Annotated in this window: 7 protein-coding genes and 1 rRNA gene; 3 read left to right on the top strand and 5 right to left on the bottom strand. The window is 60.8% G+C overall.

Annotated elements, in window-relative coordinates:
- From ACFRFQ_RS22525 to ACFRFQ_RS22515, 3 genes are all read right to left on the bottom strand, one after another.
- Positions 1 to 81 (bottom strand): 16S ribosomal RNA (locus ACFRFQ_RS22525); the annotation flags it as partial.
- Positions 82 to 648: 567 nt separating this feature from the next.
- Positions 649 to 1,926 carry a tyrosine--tRNA ligase gene (gene tyrS, locus ACFRFQ_RS22520; protein WP_378662457.1) on the bottom strand — a complete coding sequence of 426 codons (1,278 nt, stop codon included), beginning with the start codon at positions 1,924 to 1,926 and terminating at the stop codon, positions 649 to 651.
- Positions 1,927 to 1,945: 19 nt separating this feature from the next.
- Positions 1,946 to 2,554 (bottom strand): DNA-3-methyladenine glycosylase, encoded by a 609-nt coding sequence (locus ACFRFQ_RS22515; protein WP_138868861.1) that lies wholly within the window; start codon positions 2,552 to 2,554, stop codon positions 1,946 to 1,948.
- Positions 2,555 to 2,623: 69 nt separating this feature from the next.
- Between ACFRFQ_RS22515 and ACFRFQ_RS22510 the strand changes: the two genes are divergently transcribed.
- Genes ACFRFQ_RS22510 through ACFRFQ_RS22500 form a run of 3 tightly spaced genes read left to right on the top strand, consistent with a single transcriptional unit; the run spans position 2,624 to position 4,733 of the window.
- On the top strand, positions 2,624 to 3,376 hold the full coding sequence (locus ACFRFQ_RS22510) for an ABC transporter ATP-binding protein (protein WP_378662454.1): 753 nt from the start codon (positions 2,624 to 2,626) through the stop codon (positions 3,374 to 3,376).
- Positions 3,373 to 4,128: an ABC transporter permease gene (locus ACFRFQ_RS22505; protein WP_378662451.1), complete on the top strand. Its 756-nt coding sequence runs from the start codon at positions 3,373 to 3,375 to the stop codon at positions 4,126 to 4,128. The genes ACFRFQ_RS22510 and ACFRFQ_RS22505 overlap by 4 nt, the downstream gene beginning before the upstream one ends.
- Positions 4,125 to 4,733 carry a TetR family transcriptional regulator gene (locus ACFRFQ_RS22500; protein WP_378662448.1) on the top strand — a complete coding sequence of 203 codons (609 nt, stop codon included), beginning with the start codon at positions 4,125 to 4,127 and terminating at the stop codon, positions 4,731 to 4,733. Before ACFRFQ_RS22505 ends, ACFRFQ_RS22500 begins: the two co-directional genes overlap by 4 nt.
- On the opposite strand, the gene ACFRFQ_RS22495 is transcribed toward ACFRFQ_RS22500, so the two are convergent.
- A complete protein-coding gene (locus ACFRFQ_RS22495; protein WP_138868865.1) occupies positions 4,730 to 4,936 on the bottom strand; it encodes a Trm112 family protein in 207 nt (68 codons plus the stop codon). The genes ACFRFQ_RS22500 and ACFRFQ_RS22495 overlap by 4 nt on opposite strands.
- Positions 4,937 to 4,996: 60 nt before the next feature.
- Positions 4,997 to 7,978 carry an acyl-CoA synthetase gene (locus tag ACFRFQ_RS22490; RefSeq protein ID WP_378662446.1) on the bottom strand — a complete coding sequence of 994 codons (2,982 nt, stop codon included), beginning with the start codon at positions 7,976 to 7,978 and terminating at the stop codon, positions 4,997 to 4,999.
- Positions 7,979 to 8,000 lie beyond the last annotated feature (22 nt).

Genomic DNA, 8,000 nt, shown 5'->3' with positions numbered 1-8,000 from the left:
CGAAAGGCCTTACCGCTCGACTTGCATGTGTTAAGCACGCCGCCAGCGTTCGTCCTGAGCCAGGATCAAACTCTCCGTTGAAGACTCTAGATTTCGCAGCCGAAACCGCTAATCAGTCATAGACAAAAAGAGTCAAATCACTAGCAAAAAAACTCAACTAGCAAAAAATGTGTCGGCAACCATTCAGACGGAAGAATGAACAATCACCGACGAAAAATACTCACACCCTCATTCAGCTCCGAAACCCGAAGGCCCGGAACATCATTCGACATGTGAAGTACCAAAATAATTTTGGCACTGACATTCATCGACACACTGTTGAGTTCTCAAAGAACACGCGCACACCATCGCACCAACCAGTGTTGAGTGCTCCGGGGCAAGGGTTACAATCTTAGCTTATACACCAGCGGGAAGCAAGTTCCCGTTGTATTTGCTTGTCTCCGACTTCGTCCTACCGCGTGTCCCCGGCCTCTCGGTCGGGGTTGGTGTCCGTGTCGCTCTGACTTGGATAAAGTTACGCGACGGAAAACGGAGCGTCAAACTCCCAGGTCGCAGATGATCAGCATGTTAAATCCGCTGGTAGCCCGCTTGCGGGCGAGCCACCAGCGGACTCAGGAGTCACTTTAGGCAACTGTGACCCCACACACGTCAGTTCGGCAGTACTTTCACGCCGGCAAAGTTGCGCTTTCCTCGTCGTACAACCAACCAGCTGCCATGCAGAAGATCCGTAGCAGCCGGCTCCCAATCCTCAGCTGACACCTTCTGGTTGTTGACCGAAGCGCCCCCCTCCTTCACTGCGCGCCGAGCAGCTCCCTTGCTTTCGCACAATCCGCTGGCAACAAGGAGGTCGACGATCGTCCGCGGCTCCCCCGGTGCCAGTTCGCTCACCGAGGCTTCCTTCAACGCAGCGGCAAGTGTGGATTCGTCGAGCTCCGACAGTTCGGCCTTTCCGAACAGTGCCTGGCTGGCCAACTCCACCGAGCGGGTGTTGTGCTCGCCGTGTACCAATGTCGTCATCTCAGCCGCAAGACGCTTCTGAGCTTCACGAGCGTGCGGGCGGTCTGCGGTTGCAGTCTCGAGTTCTGCCAATTCCTCCGCACTCAGGAACGTGAACCACCGCAAGTACTTGATGACATCGGCGTCGCCGGTGTTCACGAAGTACTGGTACCAAGCGTATGGGCTGGTCATTTCCGGATCGAGCCACAAGCTGCCGCCACCAGTCGACTTACCGAACTTCTTTCCGTCGGCCGAGGTCACCAGCGGGACGGTCATCGCGTGGACACTTTCGCCGTCCACTCGCCGGTTGAGTTCGACGCCGGCGATGATGTTGCCCCACTGATCCGATCCGCCCACCTGCAAGGTGCAGCCAAGATCGCGTCGTAGATGCAGGTAGTCGTTTGCCTGAAGCAGCATGTAGCTGAACTCGGTGTAGGACATCCCGTCGGATTCGAGACGACGCTTGACGGTGTCGCGCGCGAGCATGACGTTCACCGAGAAATGCTTGCCGACGTCACGCAAGAAGTCGATGGCCGACATCTTGCCGGTCCAGTTCATGTTGTTCTCGATGACGGCGCTCGTCGGAGAATCGTCGAAGTCCACAAATCGTTCGAGCTGGCCACGGATTCGTCCGGCCCAATCCGCGACGGTATCGGCCGAGTTCATCGTGCGTTCCCCGACGTCGCGGGGGTCACCGATCAGACCCGTTGCGCCGCCGGCAAGAACGATCGGGCGGTTACCAGCACGCTGAAAACGCTTGAGCGCAAGAAGAGGAACCAAGTGTCCGGCATGCAGGCTCGGCCCTGTGGGGTCGAACCCCGCATAGAGCGTGACCGGTCCGGCCGCGAGATCCTTACGCAGAGCGTCGAGATCGGTTGATTGGGCGATGAGCCCACGCCAGGTCAGTTCGTCGAGAATATTCTCAGTCACGGGCTAGATCATCCCACCCTCACGAAAGGGCGGGTGCCCGCGGGCTTCGGCGGTAGGCCGATACGGCCGGCGAATCAGGAATCCACAGCCGCCACGGGATCTCCGCAGCCGAGCTGACGCCAACCCTGGGCCCCGCAACCCAGTTGTTCACTTCACTCACGTCCAGCCGAATGCGTGAATCCCGGTCGAAGACATCAGCACCGTTGTCCGCCAGGGTAATTCCCGCCGCAGACCCGAGATTTCCCGGGCCACGAGCCCAATTGTGGCGCGGACGGTCCGGTGACCGGCGACCACCCACTACATCGTGACCAGCTTCGACCTCTGCTGCCCGGAGCAGGACTCCACCTGCTACCCCGGTCGGCCCGTACGAGATGTTCATGCAGAAATGCATCCCGTAACTGCGATACACGTACAGCAAACCTGCACGCTCGAACATGACACGGTTACGAGGCGTGCGTCCCCGATAGGAATGCGCTGCCGGGTCCGGCCACGGGCCGTCCTTCTCCCCGCCGTATGCCTCCACTTCGACGATCCGAAGGCTCACGTCGTCCACCGACAGCGTCGAACCGAGAATGATCAGTCCCGCCTCCAGCGGGGATGTCACGCGCGCCAACTGCTTGATACTCACAATTCGATTGTGCCTTTGCTCTTGACGCTGGGGCTTGCCCGGTTTCACAATTCAACATGTGATGAATTAATGGAATCGAGGTTCACCGTGACCACAGCATCTGCGATCGACATCCGAGGACTCACTGTCATCCGCGGAAAGCAAGAGGTACTCCACTCCATAAACCTGCAGGTACCAGCCGGATCGGTCACGGGACTGCTCGGCCCGTCCGGCTGCGGTAAGACAACACTGATGCGCGCGATAGTCGGAACACAGATCGTCAAGAGCGGTGACGTAGGCGTTCTCGGTGATCAGGCCGGATCACCGGCACTACGTCGGCGCGTCGGTTATGTCACCCAATCCCCCAGCGTCTACCGCGACCTGACCGTCACCCGCAACGTCCAGTATTTCGGATCTTTGTACGGAAAATCCGGAACCGACGTTCGCGCCGCAATCGACGCAGTGGGGCTCACTCGCTACACCGACCAGATCGGCGCAGACCTGTCCGGCGGTCAGATCGGGCGCGTGTCACTCGCGTGCGCTTTGGTTGCCGACCCCGACCTGCTGGTTCTCGACGAGCCGACCGTCGGACTCGACCCTGTCCTTCGAGTTGAACTTTGGGAGAGATTTGCCGAATTGGCCAAGGGTGGAACCACCCTGTTGATCTCGAGTCACGTCATGGACGAAGCAGACCATTGCGCGGAGCTGATCCTGATGCGCGACGGATACCTTCTTGCGCAACTCACCCCTGACGAACTACGTGCCAAAACCAGGTGCGAACGCCTCGAAGACGCATTCCTGGAGCTTATCCGGACCTCGCCGGTGGGAGGCGAAATATCATGAGTGTCACCATCTTCGGAGCAACAACGGTTCGCATTCTCATGCAGCTGCGCCAGGATCGCCGCACAGTTGCCATGATCTTGCTGGTTCCGTCGCTGCTGATGATCCTGCTGTATTTCCTCTACGTGGACGTCCCGACTGCGCCCGGCGCAGTTCCGCTGTTCCAACGCGTCGCCATCACGATGCTCGGGATCCTGCCCTTTGTCGTGATGTTCCTGGTCACCTCCATCGCTATGCAACGTGAGCGCAGTTCAGGAACCCTCGAGCGACTGCTCACCACGCCGATGGGCAAACTTGACCTTCTCGCGGGGTACGCGGCAGCGTTTTCGCTGTCGGCTGCGGCGCAAGCATCTCTCGCGTGCGCGGTAGCGTTCGGGTTTCTCGGTCTCACTATCGCCGGTAGCCTCGGCTGGGTAATTGTCATCGCTGTACTGGGCGCAATCCTCGGAGTGGCGCTGGGCCTGTTGGCCAGCGCCTTTGCAAAGACCGAGTTCCAAGCCGTTCAGTTCATGCCGGTGGTGGTAGTTCCACAATTGTTCCTCTGCGGACTCCTGGTTCCCCGCGACCAACTACCGACATGGCTCGAATGGATCAGTAACGTCCTACCGCTGAGCTACGCCGTCGACGCACTTCAGCAAGTATCGATGAACGCTCACGCCACTGGTCAGATGTGGCGCGATCTCGCAGTGATGACGCTCTTCGCCGCAGCCGCGCTCACCCTGGCCGCCGCAACGCTCGACCGCCGAACCCCATGACCAGCAACAAGATACCGCTGCGTCCTGGCCGGCGCCCCGGCAAGTCCGAGACGCGCACACAGATCCTCGACAGCGCCAGACGCGCGTTCTCACAAAACGGTTTCGCGCGAACCACCGTCCGCGCCATCGCAAGTGACGCCGACGTCGACCCGGCTCTGATTCATCACTACTTCGGCAGTAAAGAGCAATTGTTCACCGCTGCAATCGACCTACCGCTGGATCCGAAAAGTGTCCTCACACCGGTTCATTCGTCGGCAGACGACCAACTGGGCATCAGCCTGCTGACCGCTGTCCTCGGCGTCTGGGAATCGGAGCATCAGGACGCGATTCTCGCCGCATTTCGTTCCGCGATTTCCGGTGACGGAACACGACTGATTCAGAGTTTCCTTCTGAACATCGTCTTACGGGACCTCATCCCGCGCGTGGACACACCTGCGGGCACCGGACTACTTCGCGCCGAGTTGGTGGCGTCGCAGATCGCTGGACTCCTGGTCACTCGCTACATTCTCGAGCTGGAACCGCTGAAATCACTGAGCGTCGACGCCCTCGTACCGCTGGTGGCTCCGAACCTCCAGCGGTACCTGACCGGTGAGCTGGAGATCTAACCTTCTGCTTTGGCGAGCAACTGCTCGTGCTCGTCGTCGGCAACATCGCGCGCTTCGTCGATCAGCAGCACCGGAATGCCGTTTTCAATCGGATACGCGCGTCGCAGGCGAGGGTTGTAGAGCAGCTCGTCCCCGACCAACAGCAGTGGACCCTTGTCTTGCGGGCAGGCCAAAATGCTGAGCAACGTCGAATCAATAGCCACGTTTATCCTCTCGAACCGAACACGAACCGATCGGGTTCAGGCTACCCGCTGAGCCGATACTCACCGCGAACCCGTACCCATCCTGGTCGGCATCAGTTGTGCCGCAACCGCCTTGGTCAGCCGCTTGTAGGACTGGGTTTCGGAGTCGAGATACCAGGTCCGCGGTCCCGGAGCCGGGAGTCCCACTGCCGCGAGCGCGGCGGGATCGGGCCGGAACGACGAACCAACGGCGATCTCGTCGACCACATGCACGATGTCCGGGCGAGCATCGAAATCGAGGTGATCCAACGTCTCGGCAAGTTCTGCCGCGCGGAAATTACGCCCAGGCAACCAGGTCACCGCAGCCACTGCCAACTGGAACGGCGCCTGGCCTACCGCGTACGCAACCGCAAGATCCACCCGCGAGACGCTCGACAGCGCGTCGACGATCGGAGCGGTGAACACGGGTCCACGCACCGTCGAGATCACCGTATTCTTGTGGTCGACCAGCCAGTAGTCGCCGTCGGAATCGCGGCGGAACAGATTTTCGGTCGGAATCCAGGAATCACCGGCCTCGAACAGTCCGCGCATGGCACCGCCGGACAGATCAGCATTGAACCCTGCACGACCCAGCAACAATCCGACCTCGTCGTCAGCGCACTCACGGACAAACCCGTCCTCGTTCTCGAGGAGTCGGCCGCTGCGCGGGTCGTAGGCCGCGAGTCGCACCCGAGCACTACCCGGCAACGGACGCCCCTTGCACCCGATCTTCGATCCGGCCACATTCGCGAGGATCACGTCACCTTCGGTGGAGGCGTAGAACTCGAGAATCTGAGCGGGATCGAACGCCTCGGTTGTGCGCTTCCACAGCCCGGGCGACATTCCGGACCCGATGAAGAGCCGAACGGGATGAGTACCGTCGAGCAGGAGAAGATCCTCGTCGAGAATCTCGCGCATCATCGACCATGTGTAACTCACGACGGTGACGCCGTAGCGATGGATCTCCTCGACAAATCGAGCCGGGTCCAGCCCTCGCGACAGCGCGATCCGACTGCCACCTGCCATTGCGCCACCGATCGTCGCCAGCAAACTCGACGAATGATGGAGCGGCGCCAGGCAATACACGGTGTCGCCACGATCGAGGTCAGCGGCCGAGGCCGTACCGAATGCCGACAACGCCCACCGGTAATTGGTAATTTGCTTGGCTTCGAGTCGGCCACCGGATTCCGCGAAGATGATGAAGGCAAGTTCGCGTGCAATCCCCGGATCGGGTCTGTACCAACCTGGCAGACTGACCGTCTCCGGGTCGATCTGCTCGAGATCGATGACATCGTGTCCAGGATCCACGCTCAACCCACGCGCGTCACCGCCGCCGAGTACCAGGACCGGGCGCCCCGCTGACAGCACTTCCTGAACGTTCTCCGGATCGGTGATGATCCGGTCGACATTTCCGAGTTTCACTGCCGTCGCAAGGTCGCAGCCCGGGGGTAGCATGACTGCAACTGCTCCGAGTCGCGACAGCGCGACAATGGCGGCGAGAGCACTTGGCCGCGTCTCCATGAGAATTCCGACGTGCGCGGCCGGTCGCACTCCGACAGAAATCAGTCCGCGAACAATGTTGTCGATACGGAAATTGACGGCTTCGTAGGTGTGAACACGGTTGTCGAAGAGGAAGCACTCCCCCGCCGGAGCCTTACGTCGTTGCTCGGCCAACAGTGCACTGAGCGAAATCTTGGTGTGCGGCTGGATCTGATTGAGCCTGGCCAACCGGGGCAGAGCCCGAGCAGCCTCGCCGGACAGTTCGAAAGTCCCGCGCAATGCCCCGCTGGCCAGATCGCTGATTCCCTTGGTCACGCCGACGCCGACCTCGGCTACCGACGCGACGGTGTGAATGATCCGATTGCTCATCGACACCCCGGTCTCGTCCTCCGGGTACGGACCCTGCGGCATCCGGTCGACACGTGCCGGCCGAGTTCCACCCTGCTCGATCCACTGCACGAATTCGCCCGTTGTCGGCCACGTGTGATTTGCCGCGACGGAGCCGACCACCAGTCCGAAATGCCCAGCGCGCAAGGTCGATTCGTAGACGTCGGCGCGCGGCGCCGCCTGCGTGATGCCGCGGACCGCTTGGGGCTGCCCGATATCGTCGACCTCGCCGACAAATGCCAGGACGGGACAGGTGATCGACGCAAGAGTCACTGCTTCGTCTTTGATGACAAACCCACCGGACATCATCCGGTTATGCACGACAAACTGCTTGAGCAGTTCGGCAACAGCGGGCCCGGACCAGCCGACCCACCCCTCCGTCGCCAGGAAGCGTCGTTGCTGTTCCCGCGGGAGGAGCGCCTCGCGATCGTGAAGCTGAAGCAGGAAGTCGACGCGCGACTTGAGCGTCTTGACCGGATCGAGCAACTGGAAGCCTGTTCGGGCCATCCATCCCGTGACCGCCAGCCTGTTGAAGACGTGGTCGGCGAGGAAGTCTGCTCCCCACGTGGCTATCCCGGCCGGAATACCGAACGGGAGCGCCGCAAGCGTGTCGACCGGGCTTCCGAATGTGATGAGACTGGCGATGTTTCGGCTCTGCCGGTATGCGGCAGCTTGATACGCGAACATTCCGCCTTGCGAATATCCGGACAGGTGAACGTCTTTGCCCGTATGTCGATGTACGTGATCGACGACCTCACTGAGCGCGATGATGTGGTCGGCGAGATTGCGGCCCCAGCCACCGTCCTGGGCGTCGGGTTCACCGAAGTCGACAACCCACGGATCGAGTCCCATCTCGTGGAGGATGCCGACAGCCCCCTGGTCGCGTGTCACGTCGTACACGCCGGCCGACATCATCATCGGAGGGATCAACACGATCGGCGGACCGACCTCCGCCGGATCTGTGTCGGGAAAATACCGCCGCAGACGGTACATCGGCGCACGTTCGACGATCTCGAACGGCGAGGTTGTCAGATCTGTCTCGAGTCCGCCCAGCCGAACAACCTCCAGGCCGTTCTGCGCTGTCGCGACCACCCGCCGAAGCGGGCCCAGCACCGACTTGGAATTCAATCCCACCATTTCACTCCCAAGTAACTCGCGT

The organism is Rhodococcus sp. NPDC056743, assembly GCF_042790355.1.
GTDB lineage: Bacteria > Actinomycetota > Actinomycetes > Mycobacteriales > Mycobacteriaceae > Rhodococcus_F.
The sequence above is the reverse complement of the archived record's forward strand: the minus strand, read 5'-3'. Positions and strand labels throughout refer to the sequence as shown.